An 18,441-nucleotide genomic window follows, 5' to 3' on the forward strand; every position below is an offset into this window, starting at 1 on the left:
AACAAACAAAGAAATATTTGTCCGAATTGTCTAAATTTATAATGAAATATTGAAATAAACCTTTCCCCGGATCTTCATGAAAACCTGGTCTCTGCTTTTCGTACTGCTGTTTTCTGGAAATCTAGTACGCGGGCAGATCAACGATATTTATCGGGTCAAGAACGGCTCTGACGTCACGAAGGTTATCCCTTTCACAGAACGTTACCAGTTTGAAAAGTTTCAGGACGGACACGTGCTGTTTCGCAATGGAAAAACCTCCAAAGCGCAAATGAATTACAGTCTGGTTCATGGCGAGGTGTTGTTTGTAGACGCCAAAAAAGATACGCTGATGTTCAACGATAATTCGTTTATCAGCAAAATCTTCGTGGGGGATAATCTTTATTTTTACGCCAAAGGGCATGGTCATGTGCATGCAATCCGGGATTATAGTGGTGTGAGATTGGGTAAGAAGCAGTTTCTGGTCCGGATGGGCAACGAGAAATATGCTTCCTATGAGCAGTATTCGGCTACTTCTGCGATTTCCAGTTATTCCTCATTTGTAAATCAAAATGGCAACTTGCAAAATTTGGAGAGTAATGTCAAAGTGATCTTAAAGCGAAGATCCATTTTCTTTTTAATCGATAAGAATGAACGTGTTATGTTTGCCACGCGGCCCAATCTTCTCAAAATTTATCCCAAAAACAAAAGAAAGCTTAACGAATATCTCCGTGAGAACGAGACCAGTTTCGAGAAAGAAGCGAATCTGAAAAAAGTGCTGGAATTTGCCAGCAGTCTCGAATAACCTTGAATTGAGCGATTTTTGAGACGTATAATGTGGATCGGAGGCTTGGAATGATTTTTTAGGTTTCCCTGAAAACTTATTCTCTATGAAGGAAAACGTCTCCAAGATCCTCGTTTGGGTATTATTACTGATTGCGATTCCAGCCGGTTTGTATTTCGGCAAAACCTTTCTCGCGCCACTTGCTATCGGCGCCGTTCTCTCCATGATGCTCATTCCGATAATGGACTGGCTGATGTCGAAAGGCCTTGCCAAGGGCTGGGCAGTTGCCGGAAGCACGGTAACATTGCTGCTGTTCCTGGTTTTTCTGGGATCGCTGATTACCATTCAGGTTAAAATGATATCCAAGGACTGGCCGGAAATTGAGAAAAAGTCAGTGCAGTATCTGGAAGACGGACAAAAATTTATAGAAGACAAGACAGGGCTGGATCCCGACGAGCAGCTTGCTCAGGCGAAAACAATGGTGTCCAAGCTGGGAAGCGGCAGTCCGGCGGCCATCGGTTCGGTAGGAGGTGCCATTGCCAATGTGATCCTCATTATTGTCTATGTAGTGCTGTTACTTTCGCAGCGGGAGCGTTTTAAGGAGTTTATCTTGATTAATTTCCCTAAACAGGACCATGTGCGCGTGCGTAAAGCATTGAAAGATATTCGCAAAACATCCGGCGGTTATTTCTACGGAATGTTAAAGGCAATGATCATCCTCGCCATCCTTTACGGAACCGGTTTTATGATCGGAGGCGTTAAATATGCATTTTTGCTGGCGCTGATTGCGGCGGTTTTCTCATTTATTCCTTACGTAGGAAATGCGATAGGCGGTGGATTGGCAGCTTTGTTAGCCTTGGTTTCAGGCGGTCCGTCGAGCGTTTTAGTTGTGGTCATAGTCATGTTTGCTGCCCAGATGATCGATAATTACATCACCCAGCCTTATGTCGTAGGGAAAGAAGTGGATCTCAACCCGTTCATGACCATTACTTCGGTTGTTGCTTTCGGGGTGCTATGGGGCGTTGCGGGAGCTATAATCGCCATTCCGATCACAGGGATTTTGCGGGTCGCATTTCAATATTTGCCTCATACCAAATCACTGGCTTTCCTGATGGGGAATGAAAAGCCAGTGATGGATCTTGAAGGCGTGAAGCATCAGGTAGATGAACGAAACAGCGCTTAGGCAATAGCCTGGCGCGTTTCCAGCTCATTCCTCCTACATTAATATGTTATTAACAGCCTTGATGGGCGCCGGAATGTTTTCCTCATTCAGCATTTCGCGGAGATCAATTTCAATGGTGCGGCAAATCGCTGTCATTGGAACATCGTTGATCGCATTCTCGAATGGGTTTTCGCTCGTGTCACCCACGACTTCCATGGTGTAAAACACCCAGCCGATGATGATATAGCTCGGGATCGCAAGCCATACCAGATTTTCGCCCAGTTTAGCGAATTCGCCGATGAGTCCGAAAGGTAAAATGGCGAGAAAAAGCCAGACAAAAACTTTGGAGAAAAAGGCATACTGGCGTGGAAACGGGAAGTTTTTGATCCTTTCGGCAGCGCCCTGCTGGTTGTAAAATTCCTGAATCACATTCATCATATGAAAGTAAAACAGCTCATTGATCGCGCCTTTACGGAAAACAGCATCCAGCTGCTTCGCCTGTGCTTTGAGGATGTGCGTTGCGGGATTTTTTTTGGATAAATAATACGCTACTTCATCGCCGGGCAAAAGGCCGTTTAATGTATGCAAAAGTGGAAATTCATCCGGATCACGCTGGTCGGCCACCACGTGGTGCGCGATGGAATGTTTGTCATCCCAAACACTTTTTGCGCGCAACTGCAACCGTACTGCATTGATGTAAGCAATGTGCCGGTGAATGAGCGTAGTACTTATTTCCTTCACATTATGCTCAGGATCATCGGGCAAGGGCTGAATGTAAGTGGCTGAGAATGTCCCCCAGCTCCGGCTGGCGTTAACAATGGCACCCCAGATGCGCCTCGCTTCCCAAAGCCTTTCATAAGAAGAGTTGTTTTTAAAACCCACATAAAATGCCACAGCCGTACCAATCAGTCCGATCGGAACGAAGGAGATGCCGAGTGTAATGCCGGAAATATAACTCAACGTGCAGAGTAATGTGGCGTAAGCAAAAAAGATCAGGATCGGCCTCCATGCGAAGGACATAACGATCCCCAGTTTAATTTCTCGGGCGGTATACATTCAGTTTAATAGAAAGGTGTTGTTAACAAGCACTAAGGTTTCAATTTTAGGTCAAAAAGCAGACATGCAATGCGGTGAACCGGATAATTTCAAACATTAAGCTTCCGAAACCGGAAGTGGAAATTTTTATCATTCCAATGCAAAAGCTACATATTGATTGCCCTTCCTCGTTCCCAGCTTGGTTCCGCCGCAGGCGATTACTATGAACTGCCTGCCATTGACTGCGTAAGTGGAAGGCGTTGCGAAGCCGGCTGCCGGAAGCAGTGTTTCCCAAAGCAGCTTGCCATTTTTCTTATCAAACACCCTAAATTTCCCGTCTTTTGTCGCTGCTATGAACAATAAGCCGCTCGCTGTCACGACCGGTCCGCCGTAATTTTCTGTTCCGGTTGTGGGATATCCCTGCTTTTTCAGCGATTCCACTTCGCCAAAAGGAATGCGCCACAGGAATTCCCCGGTGTTGAGATTAATGGCATTCAATGTTCCCCAGGGCGGCGAAATCGCAGGAAGGCCGTTGGCATCGAGGAATTTGTTATAACCCGTGCTTTGGTAAGGCAAATACACTTTATTGGAAGCTGTCGTAACAGAAGTGGCTTCCACTTTCTCTTCGTCGAATAAAAAGGCAACAAGTGCCTGTTTTTCATCAGCAGAAAGCGTTGTAAAACCCGGCATCATTCCCTTCCCGGAAGTAATGATCTGGCTTACGAATGCACGGTCGCGGCGGGCGCCGATGTTGACCAGCGAGGGGTAACCGCTTTTGGCGTTGCCTTTGCGCTGCGGCCCGTGGCAGGTTACACAATTGGTGGTGTAAACTTTCTCTCCGGGACTCAGATTGGTCATTTCGCTCGCTTTCGGCGTGTCTTTCATCGTGAGTATCCAGGCCATTTCGTTGCTGTTGACATACATGATGCCATCTTCGGGATCAGCTGCCGCACCGCCCCATTCCGCGCCGCCGTCAAAGCCTGGGAGAATGATGGTCCCTTCCTTGCTGGGCGCGGCAAACAATGCTTTTTTGTAACTTTTAAATTTGATAACCAAAGAATCCCGATCCGGCGCGTAAGGGCTTATGTCCTTCTCTGTCAATGTGTAAGCTTGCCTTGCATAGGAGGCTGGTTTGGTAGGAACGGGCTGTGTCGGCCATGGGAATTCGCCCGGTAATGCGTCTTTGGGTGCGGTTACTTCGCGTATCGGAAACAATGGTTTTCCTGTAACACGGTCAAAAATGAAAACATATCCCTGCTTGCTGACTTGTGCGACGGCGTCGATTTTCATGGGTTGTCCGTCCGGGCCTTTCTTTGTGACGGTGATCAGGTTAGGAGGCGCAGGCAGGTCGCGGTCCCAAATATCGTGGTGCATGGTCTGGTAGTGCCACAAGCGCTTCCCGGTCCTTGCGTCGAGTGCGATAAGGCAGTTTGCGAACAGGTTTGCACCTTTTCTTTTACCACCATAAAAATCGTATCCCGCTGAACCCGTGGGCACATACAAGATCCCGCGTTCCCGATCGATGGCCGTTCCGGCCCAGTTGTTGGCGGCTCCTGTGAATGTATTTTTGTAAGCATCCGGCGGGAATGTTTCGTAACCGAATTCTCCCGGGTAAGGGATGGTGTGAAAGGTCCACACAAGCTTGCCAGTACGCACATTGAATGCGCGCAAGTCGCCAGGTGCTGCATCCGAATCCTCGGAAAGACGGACCGGCATGACGATCAGGTCTTCAAAAATGGTTCCAGGGGTGTTGGAAACCATGTATTTGTCTTTTGCAATGTCGGGTAACCCTGCGCGCAGGTCTATTTTTCCTTTGTCGCCAAAACTTTCAACCGGCTTTCCCGTTTTCGCATCCAGCGCGTAAAGGAACGGGCCCATGGCGTGCATTATGCGCTTGTCCTCGCCGTCGCTCCAATAAGTAAGCCCGCGGCTTGTGTTGGAGCCATTTTTTGATTTATCCCCAAAAATCCAGATCTGCTTCCCGGTAGCTGCGTCCAGAGCAAATGCCTGGACCATGTTGGTAACCCCGTACAAAACGCCGTCGACAATGATCGGATTCACCTGCGTTTGTCCCGAATCGGGCATGGCGTAAGTCCAGGCTACTTTCAATTTTGAAACATTCTGGCGGTTGATCTGCGTGAGCGGCGAGTAATGGTTACGATCCGGGCCGCCCAGGTATTCGGGCCATTCGGTGCTTTGTGCGGGTTTTGTTTCAAATTTTTGCTGCTGCGTGGCAACCAGGAACAGTGCCGACGCAGCAATGCAAATTGAAAGTGGCTTTAACATATAAGGGCTTAATGAGGTGCTGACTATTGAAATTTGCCATTTACCGAGCGGCCCGTCCAGTCATCTGTCCGGAAACTACTGGCAGGAAATCCATCGGTGCTGAATAAGTTTGCCTCTTCCGGGGCGTCCGACCAGGCATATCTCACAGAAGCCGGCTGGGGGACTTTTGGATGGGAAATTTCCACTGTATTTCCTTTGATCTCCGCTTTTGCATAATAGAAAACCTTGTCGTCTCCGGCGATTTCGAATCCTTTGAGATAACCATACCGGTTTTTAACCATTAGCCCGTTTTCCGCATGCTTGAATGTTACAACTGCTTTACCATCAGAGAATTGTACTTTGTCGTAAAGCGGGGAAGCGTAGGGGATGTTTTGTCCGTAATCGTTTTTCAATGCTTGTGTTGCAAGCCGGTGTGCGACATCCTGCTTATTAGTAGGGTGAATGTCGTTTGGATTTCCAACGTCGGTACTCACGGCCATTCCTGTTTTTGGCAGGCTCAATGTCATATTTTGTGCCTCGCGCAATTCGGCCCAGTAACTTCCTTTATTGCTGTCTTCATCCTTTCCAAAGCTTGAAAGCTGCACCCAGTAAAATGAAAAATCATCATTCCAAAGTTTACGCCAGTCGTTGATCAGCAAAGGGAACGATTTACGATATTGGTAAGCGCGCATTGTGTTTGCCTCGCCCTGATACCAAAGCGAGCCGCGGATGGCAAAAGGGATCAGCGGGACGATCATTGCATTGTAGATGCTCGTGCCGACATTGTTCATCAAATGCGCATACTCGTGTTTTTCAGCGAAAGAAGGCATTAAAAACCAATCTTTGGCTAGCGGTATCTTGTTCGTCCCGTCTTCGACAAAAATATCCGTCGCTTTGCCCATCATACCCGGCCCAAACCAGGGCGTTCCCACCATGCTTCCATGGGCAATAACGAGCTGATTTTTGCCTTCTTTCCATGTATTGGCAGGGACATTGATTTTGCGTACACCTATGGATTGGGTTTCGCCCACCAATTTTCCATTGATATAGATCTTGTTCGGACTGTCGTTCTCCGCCAGGGATAATGAGGTTTCTTTCCCAATCATATCAGCGGGCATTGTTACTTCTTTGCCCATGTAGGCCTTTCCACGATAACCCATCACACCTTTCCAGTCCCATTGTCCCACCGGATCTGCCGTTTTTATCCAGATTGAAAAGTCCGCATTTCCGCTGGTGTATTTTTGCTCATCTGCCGCATTGGGCGTAAATGAATCACTTTTGAAAAGCGTTTTTCTGAGCTTGGCATCCATCATCAGGTCTGCTTCCTGCCATGTTTTGGGCAGATTCTGCGCGTAAGTTTTCAGCTCATCGTCGCCGAGCATGCCTTCCTTACTGATCCAGCCCTCCACTTGCGAGCCGCCCCAGGAAGAATGCAGCAGACCAATCGGAATGTTGAGTTTTTGAAATACTTCCCTGGCAAAGAAAAATCCGATCGCCGAAAATCCACCGACGGTTTCAGAAGATGAGATTTTCCATTCACCGGAAGTCAGATCGGTTTCAGGTTGCAATGTTACGTTGTGTTCGACCCGGAAATGACGGATTTGCGGGAAATCGGCATTCTGTTTTTCTATTTCAAAATCCTTTGCAGCAGACACAGGCCATTCTATATTCGATTGCCCTGATAAAAGCCACACTTCACCGATAAGTATATCATTAACAGCCGCTTGACCCGATTTTGCTGACACATTGAGCGTATGCGGGCCGCCTGCTTCCATAGGATTAAATTTAACCATCCATTTGCCGGATGCGTCCGCTTTGCCTTGCAATGTCTGCTGCGCCAGCGTCACTTTTACCTTTTCTCCCGGCTTCGCCCAGCCCCAGACCGGAATGGGCTTTTGTCTTTGTAAAACAACGTGATCAGAAAACAGACGGGCGAATTTCACCTGCGCAAAAACGGACGTGTTCAGCAGCAGGAAAAGAAAAAGGAAAATGTGTTTCATCAATGTTCGAAAAAGTTTGTAACCCCTTTAAAACACCTCCGGGGTGCACTTTCTACTTAAAGCCCTAACTTTACAGATGCATTGTTTCTGCATTGCATGGATGTTAGCCATAACTTATTCAGAATCTAATACATGTTATCCATCGTTATCTGTTCAGCCAACGCGGAGGATCTGTCCATTGTGAAAGAAAACATCGCGCAAACAGTCGGCATTGCGCATGAGATCATTGCTTTTGATAATCGTTTTGAGAAAAAAGGCATTTGCGAAGTCTACAATTGGGGCACGCAGCAGGCCAGATATGACATCATTTGCTATATGCATGAAGATGTGGAGATCAGGACGCACGGGTGGGGGCAAACGGTGATTGATATTTTCTCCAATGATCCCGAAGCGGGCGTTCTTGGTGTAGCTGGTGGCGGCTATAAGTCACTGGCTCCTTCGGGCTGGTATCAGGTGGATTTTCACTATGAGGAGCGCGCATTTCAGAACGTTTTGCAGGGATTTAAATTCAACAGCAAAGAAGAAATTCATGCATATCACAATCCAGGGCAGGAGAAATTAAGCCAGGTCGTTTGTGTGGATGGCTTGTGGTTTTGCACGCGTAAAGACATTGCATTGCGCTTTCCCTTCGACGCTAAGCTTTTGCCGGGGTTTCATGGATATGATCTGGACTTTTGTCTCAGCGTGTATCCCGAATACAAAGTGCTGGTCACCTTTGAAATCTTAATGAAACATGCTTCTGAGGGGAATTTTGATAAAAAATGGTTTGATCAAATCCTGAAATTACACCGGAAATGGTCAAAAATCCTGCCGCTTACCACGGCTAACATTAGCGACAGGGAGCTTTATCTCACGGAGAGACGGTGCTTTGAAACGGTGATTGAAAAGATGATCCACTGGGACTATTCTTTCTATCAGATCCATAAAATGCTGATGAGTATGAGAAAGTCTCGTATCCGGAAAAAGCTTTTTTTTAAATCCTATCAGCATTTGCTCAGGTTGAAGCTTGGTCTTCGTCCTCTTTCCCAAAAAAGCTGAAATATCTGGCCCAGAACAATTTCGCTTTCAATCCCCAGATCTGGCGGTAAACAAATGCGCGCTTGCTGGCTTTGCGGTATTTTTGAATAAAGTATAAAATGTCGAAATGCCTGCCGATGAGTCGCGCGTAACCGAATGATATCCAGGTATCAAGCCGCCTTTCAAACAATTCGACCAGTCGGTTGAGGAATTCCGGATTTCTGTTCTTTTTAAATGTTGCGCAGTATTTGATCCATTTCAAATCGCGTCTCAATTTCTTGATATCGCGGTTCTCGTGGTATTTCTTCCTGATCTTTTTCCGCTTGTTAAGGATATCGGTCGAGGTTTTCGGGTGCTGCCGGTAATTCACAAGCGGAATGTCGACATACTGGATTGTACCCAGATTAACAGCGACATATGCGATCCAATGGTCATGAAAGTGATCCGCGTCGAAGGGCAGAATATCAGCGACGAGCTCGCGCTTAAAAAATAAGCTGTGACCGGAAACGCAATTGAAAAAATAAAACACTTCGGGTTGATCGCCGCTATACAAATTGATGATGCTCGACATTTTCAGGTCCAGCGGCTTTCCGCCGTCTTCCATAAACCGGGAATCGTGGTAAACCAGCTTATGCGTTCCTATATTGTCCAGCATAATCTGGATCTTGTCGAGATTCCAGGTGTCGTCCTGATCCGATAACGCAATAAATTCTCCGTTGCAGAGCGTGATGGCTTTCTCGAAATTCTTTACATATCCCAGATTCACCTCATTTTCATAAACCTTTAAATAAGGATATCGCTGCTGGTAATCCTTTAAAATCGCCCGCGAAGCATCGCTGCTGCAATCGTCCACGGCTATGATTTCAAGATTCGGATATCGCTGATTAACCAGAGTATCGAGTTGCTCCTTCAGGAACTTCTCTCCATTATAAACGCAAAGCGCGATGGATACAAGTGGAGATGTACTGCCCCGATGAGGAGGTGAATTGAGTGTCATATGCATTAAAGGAACGTTTTTGCTAATGGCCCCCAGATTTTTCTTAGGGTAAAGAAAAATTTACTCGAACTGTTTTTTTTCAAAAGCCTCAGTAAATAATTCCTGTCTTTCCATATAGCCTGGCCATAAGCAATGCTCATAAAGGAAGCATTCCGGTCAAGACTTAGCTTGTATAATCTGGTAATCAGGTAAGCAGACTTGTCGGCAGCTTTGGCTGCGCAAATTTTAAGCCACTCACTTTCTCTTTTGAGTTCAGTAATCTTTTGCCCGGTGGACCTTGAAGTCGTGCGCAAGGCAAGTATGTCTGTATTATTTTTCTTGTGCTGCCTGTAACGGACCAGACATTTATCTACAAAATCAATGGACCCATTGCTGGTGGCAATGTATGCAAGCCATTGATCATAATGGAAGCCCTCAGGAAATGGGAGCGCATAGGCAAGCAGCGATCTTTTCATGAAGATACTGTGGCCGGAAACGCAATTGAAATACAAAAAAACCTCGGGCCGGTCGCCGCGGTAAAACGCAAATTTGTCGGATATTTTGGCGTCCATAGACTTTCCGGATTCATCGATAAACTCCGAATCGTGATAAACCAGCAGGTTGTTCCTGATCGCGTCGAGTTGTAATTTCAGCTTATCCGGATGCCAGATATCGTCCTGGTCGCAGATGGCTATAAAGTCGCCTTCACAAAGTTGCAGCGCCTTTTCGAAATTCTTGTTGTATCCCAGGTTCTGGTGATTGCGATGGATCTTAAAACGGTTGTCGCGCGCTGCATAGCTGCTTAGTATAGTCAATGTTTCGTCTTGCGAAAAGTCGTCTACGATTACCAGCTCCCAGTCCTGAAGGCTTTGGAAAAGGATGGAGTCCAACTGTTCTGACAGGAAATCACTGCCATTGTAGGTGCACAATGCTATCGAAATGAGCGGCTTGTTTTCCATCAAATATCGCTGAATTGCTGCATATCAATCAGTCGCTTATAAAGCCCCTCGCGTGCGATGAGCTCCGAATGATTGCCTTGCTCTACAATCTGACCATCCTCCAAAACCACAATCGAATCTGCTTTCTGAATGGTGCTCAGCCTGTGCGCGATCACCAGCGAAGTCCTGTTTTGCATCAGATTATTCAATGCTTGCTGCACGAGTTTTTCTGATTCCGTATCCAATGCAGAAGTTGCCTCATCCAGCAGCATGATCGGCGGGTTCTTCAAAACAGCCCTGGCAATGCAAATACGTTGTTTCTGTCCGCCCGACAATTTCATCCCCCGGTCGCCGATGTTGCTATCATATCCATCTTCGGTCTCCATGATGAAATCGTGGGCATTGGCCACCTTCGCCGCAGCCGCCACTTTTTCAGGCGTTGCATTGGGATTTCCAAAGGCAATGTTATTATAGATCGTATCATTAAAAAGCATCGATTCCTGGTTTACAACCCCGAAAAGTGCCCATAGGGATTCCATTTTTACTTGTTTTACATTCCAGTCGTCGATGGAAACGCTGCCTTCCTGCGCGTCAATAAAGCGCGGGAGCAGGTCCATGAGTGTGGATTTGCCGCCACCGGAGGGCCCTACCAGTGCAATGGTTTTTCCCTTCGGAATGGTCAGGTTAACGGATTTGAGAACCGGTTTTGCCTGATAAGCAAAGGAAACGTTCTTTAATGTAAGTGCATGATTAAATTCTTTCAGGTCGACGGCGTCAGGTGCGTCCTGGATCTCTGGTTTTTCATCGATCAGATCCAGAACCCTTTCGCCGGCTGCTATACCCGCATGAATGGTGCTGAAAGAATCCGTTAACGCCTTGGCAGGACGCATTACCTGCGAAAACAATGCGATATAGGCGACGAATTTGGACACGCTCAGGTCAGACTGGTTATCCAGAATCAGCGAGCCGCCATAAAGCACGATGATCGCCACCATTGTAACGCCCAAAAATTCAGAAACGGGCCCGCTCAACTGCTGCCGGCGCGCCATTTTGCGTCCCAGGTCGGAATAGCGAATGTTTTCTTTGTGGAACTTATCCTTAATGTCCTCCGTCGCATTGAATGCTTTAATGATCTTGATCCCCGAAAGCGCTTCGTCCAGATAGCTGATCATTAAACCGAACAGGTGCTGTGCTTCCTTCGCCTGCTCTTTCAGCCTTTTTACAATTTTTGAAATGATAAAAGCGGAGATCGGGATAACGAGGATGGCGAAGAATGTAAGCTTGGCGGATGTTGCAAAAAGCATGAATATGTAAGCCAGCAACTGCAAGGGCTCCTTAAAAACAACCTGCAATGTTCCCGTCACCGAAAACTGGACAACCTGCACATCGGACGCGATCTTTGAAATAATGTCCCCTTTACGCTGATTGCTGAAATAGCCCGCGTGCAGGTTCATAACATTATTAAAAACAGTTTTCCGCAAATTAAGCAAGGTGTGGATCCGGAGATTTTCCATGACCCGCTGCGAGAAATATTTAAAAATATTGGAAAGTAAGATTGATGTAACGATCACCGCGCAGACCAGCTGCAATGCGCCATGCGGACCGTAAGCGTCGTTGGCTTGTTGTGCGTAATAGTTAAGCATGCCCGTAATATCCCAGGCATCGGGTTTTGGTATCACTTCGGCCCCGTCCTTATTGTTATTGAACAGGGTGCTCATCAATGGAGCAAGCAGTGCAAGGTTAAGCGTATTGAAAATGACCCCGAGGACTGTGAAAAAGATATAGGGGACTGCAAATTTGGCAATGGGCTGGGCAAATGATAGTAATCGGAAGTATGTTTTCATTATGTGGAAATGGCATATTTAGCATACGCCTGAAAGTAAAACAGCCGAAAATCCTAGAATTTCCGGTTGAGGGTGCAAATTAATGCTTATCGCTTTAAATCGCTGACAATAACTATAATTTTACGACCTGCTTGTATTTAAGCATCATTTTAATGTTTTCAATGACGTCATTGATCCCGATGTTGGATTTATGATGTTTCATCTGGGTTTTGAACGCGGTTTTCTTCACCGAAAGTTCGTTCATATTACGCAGGAAGTCAAGATAGGCCTGTGCTTTATAGAATTGAAGTGTAATGATGCTGGGGAGCACGTCGCTGAGAATGACCTGCATATGATACAGATTCAGGTCAATGCCGTGCAAATGCAGGTGATGCATGTAGTAACGGTTCCTGAAATAGATCCTTTTGACAGAATAATTGTCCTTATGGCCCTTGGTGCTCGCAGAAACCTCGTGGCGGCAAACTGCATTGTGCTCATAATAGCATTTCCAGCCCAGTCTCCACGCACGGATCGACATTTCCTGGTCTTCGCCGTAATAAGGGTTGAACATTTCATTGAAACCATTGATCGCTTTCAGCTTCCTGGTGTCCATTAAAGCAATGGCGCCGGAGAGATAGAATGTTGGTGTCAGCGTATCGGAATCTTTCAGATAGAAGAAGTTGCTTGGTTTGATCTTCCTTCCCAGAATCTTCGGCGAACGTGCAGCATCCAGGATGTTGTCGTCTTCCATGCCGATAATGCGTCCCATTACACCGAAAGTGTCTTCCAGTTCGAAGTATTTATAAAGTTTTTCAAAATAACCTTCTTCGAGCGTAACGTCTGTATTAAGCAGGAAAATGAGATCGTTGGTGGCCTTCTGAATGCCCAGGTTGCAGGTGTGGGAAAATCCCGAGTTCTTTTCCTTCCGGATAATGGTAATGTTATTCCCGTAATGTTCTTCCAGATATGCTACTGAATCGTCACTGGAAGCGTCATCAACGATTATGATCTGGACCTTTGTGCCTAGGGTATTGAGAATTTTGTAATTATTCTCGAAATATTTTTCGAATAAATGCTTTCCGTTGTAATTCGGAATTACTACCGAGATGCTTTTCATCAATCTTACAATTTAAGTGTAGAGTATATGGTTTACCCGATAGTTGTCTATTTAATTAAAATCCTTAGTTTCAGATTTACTGGCATCAATCATCAATTATTGAACCACTTACTTACTTTCAGGAACCTGCGTTGGCCACCGGAAAACGGTCCGGCTTTTTTTGGCAAGCGCACAGAGTCATTAGAGGACTCCGGGTCCTATGTTCTTTGTTTCCGAATTTTATAAGGGTGAAGAGGGAATAGTAACTGCAGATGCTGGTGGAAATAAATGTCTTTTACTTAGCTTTTCCAGGCATTATGCTTAGAGTTAATGTGATTATTATCATTTCGTGTATCTATACACGTATTTTGGTTAATTTGATGCAGGCAAGATATGTTTTTTCCAAGATCATTCATCGATTCCATTGTTTTTATTTTCATAGCCGAAATATCGTTTTTTACCTTTCAAGCTTCGTTTTATACGACGTAAGAAGTTTAAAAATGGTTGGAATCGAATTGCAAGAATTTGTCAAAAAAACATAATCGCTAATTATCAAGCGGCCGAAAGAGCCTCATACTCACCTTTAACTATGCCGCATTTTGGCGAAAAAAATTTATTAGTATGTGAAAAAAAATACGCACTTATTGAGCATCCAACTTTTTATCACTTCTCTTTGTTGCTATCTTAACTCTGCGTTCTGTTGCCAGGAAGCAACTGCCATGAGAACGCTGGCAGCAGCAAAAAATTTTAAGTGACCGTGCATGAAGATGAATAACCCTGGAACTAACATGATTGCAGGCGATCCTGTTCCCGCCACAACGTATAAGCCGGCACGGGGCGTGGCCAGTCTGGTCGAAAGCCATTTCGAGCGCCACCACGTATCTGTAAGGAGCCATTACGATCAGGAACTGGCGCCTAAGCCCGACGCCCGGACCATTGAAACCATTATTGATACAACTTTCTGGGCGAGCCTGCGGAGGGAAGAGGGGCGTTCCCCCAAAGTTTCCATAGCATTCCTGCCGCCCGAGGATGCCGAAAGCCCCCTGATTTTCAGTGAAAGGCTCACATTATCAGCCAATACGCTTACCAAGCTTGCTCCTGCAGTGGAACGTTCTGGGATACATCTGGGTGTCTGGATGGAAGGCAATGAGCTGTGCATCTGGGGAACCACAAGGGTCATCCCCGGGCTGTGTTTTGTGCTCGAAGTGGTGGAACCGGGGATGCTCGTGATCAAGCACAGGCGGGTGGATGGCTTCGGTAAGTTTGTCAATGTCGCTGTTTTGAAGGGAGATCAGGTGAAAATTGTGGACGAGAACAGCGGCAGGGCGCGTGATTGCCCTTCGGTCATTAATTCCATGATCGGATTTACTTCTTCGACATTGTGGAGCGATTCGCTTAACCTGCTGGTTCAGCTGGCGGTTTCTATGCGCGCCCACGAGCGGGGAGGCATCTTACTGGTTGTGCCCAACGGAAAGGACGATTGGAGAAAATCCATCATTCACCCGATTACCTATCATGTTCAACCTTCATTTTCCGAGCTGGCAGAACTGAACAGAAAATACATAGAAGATCCCAACCCGATCGGCTGGCAGTCACAATTGAGCTCGGCTATTAACGGCCTGGCCGGGTTGACCGCCGTGGACGGCGCGACGATCATCAATGATAAATATGAATTGCTGGCTTTCGGGGCCAAGATCGGGCGGACTGCGGAAGGTCGGCCGGTGGAGGAAATGCTGGTAACGGAGCCCGTTATAGGGAACGTGGGCCAGGTTATGCACCCGGTGCAGCATGGAGGCACAAGGCACTTGTCGGCAGCACAATTTGTGTACGATCAGCGCGATGCTATTGCGCTCGTTGCGTCGCAGGACGGACGCTTTACAATTTTTTCCTGGGCTCCCTGTGAAGGAAAAGTGCAGGCGCACCGGGTCGACGCATTGCTGCTATAATACAATGCAGGTCAGCCGAACAATTCGAGCTGGCCTGAGTCTTTTGCTCTTCGCGACCGGATTTCCAGCTCCCCGAAGTTGGACAGCGAAATGCCCAGCAGGCGCACGGATTTTTCTTCCAGGTCTACTTTCGCCAGAAGATCTTTCGCCGTTTCAAGGATAATGTCCAGGTCGTCCACGGGCGAGCCGAATGAATGGTTCCGGGTGATCTGGGTGAAGTCGCTATACTTTATTTTTAATGTAATGGTGCGGCCTTTGAGCTGTTTTTTGCGCAGCCGGTTGAAAACCGTAACACCGATCTTATCCAGCTCCTTATGCATTTCGTCAATGGTGGAGAGGTCGTACATGAATGTATCTTCCGCACCCAGCGACTTGGTTTCCCGTTCCGTTTGCACTTCCCGGTTATCAATTCCCCGCACGATCTTGTAAAAGAAATGTCCTGTTTTTCCGAAATGCCGGACCAGCTCGTTTTCAGGTAATTTTTTGAGATCACCACCAGTGAAAAGCTGCATCCGCTTCATTTTATCGGCTGTGACTTTGCCTACTCCGAAAAATTTTTCGACCGGCAGCGCATTGATAAATGCTTCCACTTTGGAGGGCCCTATGAATGTCAGACCGTCGGGTTTATTAATGTCCGACGCGATTTTTGCCACGAATTTATTGACCGAGATCCCGGCAGAAGCAGTTAAGTTGAGCTCCGTTTTAATCGCTGTTTTGATCTGTTCCGCAATATCCAGGGCTGAGCCGATGCCCAGCTTGTCCTCTGTAACGTCCAGAAATGCCTCATCCAGCGAAAGTGGTTCGATCAGATCGGTATAGCGCGAGAAAATCTCTCTGATATGCGTGGAAACGGCCTTGTAAACCTCAAAACGCGGCCGGACGAAGATGATGCCGGGACACAGCTGGATGGCCTTGCGCGAGGACATAGCCGACCTTACTCCGAATTTCCGGGCCTCATAACTGGCAGTGGCCACCACACCGCGGCCCGTAGGCGAGCCCCCGACAGCAAGCGGCTTACCCCGATATTCCGGAAAATCGCGCTGCTCAACGGACGCGTAAAAGGCATCCATATCAATATGGATTATCTTGCGTACCGGTAAAACAGCAGGTTCTGACATGATCAGATTAGCGGGTATGATTTTAGGTAAAACAAATTAAATAACTAAGAATTCGCATCACTTGCTGGTTTTTTTACGTAAGTATTCATGAACCGGTGTTGCTTTAATTACAAACCAGTTTTTTTATATCAATCTGATTCCCGGAATTTTCCCGATGCGATACTTTTTACTGCGATTAAAATACATTGTTACCAGCCTGCTGATTGCATTTTTACTGACCCAAAGCGCTTACGTACGCGCGCAGGATAGATGCAGCACCATGGATTTACTTAATATGCGCTTTACGAGGCAGCCGGCACTCAAAATCATGTTTGACCAGCGGGAGCTGCGCCTCAAACAAGCGATCCGGCAGCGGAATGTGACAGGAAAGTCTTTAAAAACCACAGCGAATGTTACTATTCCTGTGGTTTTTCATGTTGTATCAAACAGGCAGTCGCTCATCACCGATGAACAGATCCTGGCGCAGCTTGACACGATTAATGCAGACTATGCGGGTATTAACGGAAGCGCGAGCCGCGTTCCGTCGCATTTCAGGGCACTGTTCGGGCAGTCGGGAATCCAGTTCTGTCTGGCGCAGCGTACACCTAATGAAACACCTACAACCGGGATCGAGCGTTACCCAACTTCCCGCGCGAATTTTGACTATACCACGAATTTGGTAAAACATGCTGAAACGGGCGGCGCTACGGCTTGGGACACAGATCGTTACCTGAATATCTGGATCTGCGACCTGTCGGGCGGGACATTGGGATATGCGACATTCCCGGATGACGGCGTGCCCGATGAGCAAGGCGTGGTGATTGACTTTGGCAGCTTGCCAGGTGGAAATGTGGCCGGTTATAATGCCGGAAAAACCCTGACACACGAACTGGGACACTTTTTCAATCTATATCACATCTGGGGCGACGACAATGGCAGCTGCAACGGAACAGACCAGGTGGACGACACGCCAAACCAGGGCAACAGCACAGGCGCATGTCCAACAGGAATCCAGACAGACAATTGTACCCAGACCGCCCCGGGCATCATGTATCAGAATTACATGGACTATACTTCCGACAACTGCCTGATAATGTTCACCAAAGGGCAAGTAGTGCGGATGGATGAATCATTTAATCTGTCCCGGTTGTCCCTGGCAAGCTCGGATGCGTGCACGCCCTTGAACCTGAAAAACAAAGACGCTTCCCTTAAAGCCATCACAAGGCCTGACCAGCGGATTTGTGCCAATTCATTAACACCTCAGGTTGTGCTGGAAAACCGGGGAAAAGAAACACTTACTTCTGTGAATTTTAATGCAGTAATTGACAACGGCACTGTGCAGACTTTCAGGTGGACGGGTTCATTAGCGACATTTGAAGAAACAACTGTAAATCTGGGTGCACTTTCCACCGTGGAAGGAAACCATATCCTCACAATCACCACTTCCAACCCGAACGGCGCTGCGGATGAGAATACGGCAAATGACGAGCAAACTCTGACCTTTATATATTATGAACCGTTCGCTGCACCGGTTGTGGAAAGCTTCGAAAGCTTATTCCCGCCGCAAGGCTGGGATATTGTGAATGAAGACGCAGGCACAACCTGGGAGAAAACCACAACCGCTGCCAAAACCGGCGCTGCATCTGTAAAGATCTCCAACTTTGGCAACGAGGCCATTGGCGAGCGCGATTACCTGAGATCTCCAACCGTCAACATTGCGGGCACAGATTCGGCCTATGTGTCATTCCAGCTGGCGGCGGCGACTTATACCAATTCAACGGTGGAAGGCAATGTCTGGGATACATTGCAAGTAATGGTCAGCACCGATTGCGGGCAGACTTACACCAGCGTTTATAAGAAATGGGGACCTTCGCTGGTGACCAGGACCGCCGCCACGCGAACTGCATTCAGGCCCGCTGCCAATGAATGGCGCAGTGAGGAGATCAACATTACCAGTTTCATCAACCAGGGCGAAGTGCTTATTGCATTTGTAAACTCCAATGGAAATGAGAATGATATATTTCTGGATGATATCAATATCCGGACGGTGACCATTAATCCGAATCTGAAAGAAGCCGGGTTCCTGGTAACGCCAAACCCGACGAGTGGAAAAGTCTCAGTACAGTTCTATCCGCGCCCCGAAGGATTAAGGTCTGTTTCCATTTATAATGTTTCGGGACAAAAAATCGCTGAACAGCGGATAGCCGGGGAAGTGAGCAGCAATGTGTACGACTTCGACCTGACGAACTATGCCAGTGGGTTGTACATTGTTAAAGCAGAGTTTACAGATCGCGTGCTCACGAAGAAGATTGTCAAAAACTAAAAA

General features: G+C 47.1%; 13 protein-coding genes. 5 read left to right on the forward strand and 8 right to left on the reverse strand.

Features of this window, described 5'->3' with window-relative positions:
* Positions 1–76: 76 nt before the first annotated feature.
* Complete coding sequence (locus NFI80_RS06200) at positions 77–781, forward strand: hypothetical protein (RefSeq protein WP_235163791.1); 705 nt, start codon at positions 77–79, stop codon at positions 779–781.
* A gap of 85 nt (positions 782–866) precedes the next feature.
* Positions 867–1,943 (forward strand): AI-2E family transporter, encoded by a 1,077-nt coding sequence (locus NFI80_RS06205; RefSeq protein ID WP_233798326.1) that lies wholly within the window; start codon positions 867–869, stop codon positions 1,941–1,943.
* A gap of 33 nt (positions 1,944–1,976) precedes the next feature.
* Here the strand turns inward: NFI80_RS06205 and NFI80_RS06210 are convergent, their stop codons facing one another.
* The 3 genes from NFI80_RS06210 to NFI80_RS06220 form a co-directional block, all read right to left on the reverse strand.
* Positions 1,977–2,942, reverse strand: coding sequence for a bestrophin family protein (locus NFI80_RS06210; protein ID WP_235163789.1), 966 nt, complete (start codon positions 2,940–2,942; stop codon positions 1,977–1,979).
* Positions 2,943–3,107: 165 nt separating this feature from the next.
* A complete protein-coding gene (locus tag NFI80_RS06215) occupies positions 3,108–5,243 on the reverse strand; it encodes an outer membrane protein assembly factor BamB family protein (RefSeq protein WP_235163787.1) in 2,136 nt (711 codons plus the stop codon).
* A 23-nt stretch (positions 5,244–5,266) separates the two neighbouring features.
* Entirely contained in the window at positions 5,267–7,222 is a 1,956-nt protein-coding gene (locus NFI80_RS06220) for a sialate O-acetylesterase (RefSeq protein WP_235163785.1), read from the reverse strand.
* A 132-nt stretch (positions 7,223–7,354) separates the two neighbouring features.
* Here NFI80_RS06220 and NFI80_RS06225 point away from each other — a divergent pair, with 132 nt between their 5' ends.
* The gene (locus tag NFI80_RS06225; RefSeq protein WP_233798330.1) at positions 7,355–8,260 is read left to right on the forward strand and encodes a glycosyltransferase; all 906 of its coding nucleotides are present in this window, start codon (positions 7,355–7,357) and stop codon (positions 8,258–8,260) included.
* On the opposite strand, the gene NFI80_RS06230 is transcribed toward NFI80_RS06225, so the two are convergent.
* The 4 genes from NFI80_RS06230 to NFI80_RS06245 all read right to left on the reverse strand — a co-directional run bounded on the left by NFI80_RS06230 (position 8,217) and on the right by NFI80_RS06245 (position 13,093).
* Entirely contained in the window at positions 8,217–9,242 is a 1,026-nt protein-coding gene (locus tag NFI80_RS06230; RefSeq protein ID WP_235163783.1) for a glycosyltransferase, read from the reverse strand. The two genes, NFI80_RS06225 and NFI80_RS06230, sit on opposite strands and share 44 nt — an antisense overlap.
* A complete protein-coding gene (locus NFI80_RS06235) occupies positions 9,242–10,174 on the reverse strand; it encodes a glycosyltransferase family 2 protein (protein ID WP_235163781.1) in 933 nt (310 codons plus the stop codon). The genes NFI80_RS06230 and NFI80_RS06235 overlap by 1 nt, the downstream gene beginning before the upstream one ends.
* Entirely contained in the window at positions 10,174–11,997 is a 1,824-nt protein-coding gene (locus NFI80_RS06240) for an ABC transporter ATP-binding protein (RefSeq protein ID WP_235163779.1), read from the reverse strand. The genes NFI80_RS06235 and NFI80_RS06240 overlap by 1 nt, the downstream gene beginning before the upstream one ends.
* 112 nt (positions 11,998–12,109) lie before the next feature.
* Complete coding sequence (locus tag NFI80_RS06245) at positions 12,110–13,093, reverse strand: glycosyltransferase family 2 protein (RefSeq protein WP_233798334.1); 984 nt, start codon at positions 13,091–13,093, stop codon at positions 12,110–12,112.
* A gap of 740 nt (positions 13,094–13,833) precedes the next feature.
* Here NFI80_RS06245 and NFI80_RS06250 point away from each other — a divergent pair.
* Complete coding sequence (locus NFI80_RS06250) at positions 13,834–15,018, forward strand: putative sensor domain DACNV-containing protein (RefSeq protein WP_233798335.1); 1,185 nt, start codon at positions 13,834–13,836, stop codon at positions 15,016–15,018.
* 11 nt (positions 15,019–15,029) lie between these two features.
* Here NFI80_RS06250 and dinB read toward each other — a convergent pair whose 3' ends face one another.
* Complete coding sequence (dinB, locus tag NFI80_RS06255; RefSeq protein ID WP_255703421.1) at positions 15,030–16,136, reverse strand: DNA polymerase IV; 1,107 nt, start codon at positions 16,134–16,136, stop codon at positions 15,030–15,032.
* 154 nt (positions 16,137–16,290) lie between these two features.
* Here dinB and NFI80_RS06260 point away from each other — a divergent pair, with 154 nt between their 5' ends.
* The gene (locus NFI80_RS06260; RefSeq protein WP_235163776.1) at positions 16,291–18,438 is read left to right on the forward strand and encodes a M43 family zinc metalloprotease; all 2,148 of its coding nucleotides are present in this window, start codon (positions 16,291–16,293) and stop codon (positions 18,436–18,438) included.
* Positions 18,439–18,441 lie beyond the last annotated feature (3 nt).

The sequence above is a fragment of the Dyadobacter chenhuakuii genome, from assembly GCF_023821985.2.
Taxonomy (GTDB): Bacteria; Bacteroidota; Bacteroidia; order Cytophagales; family Spirosomataceae; genus Dyadobacter; species Dyadobacter chenhuakuii.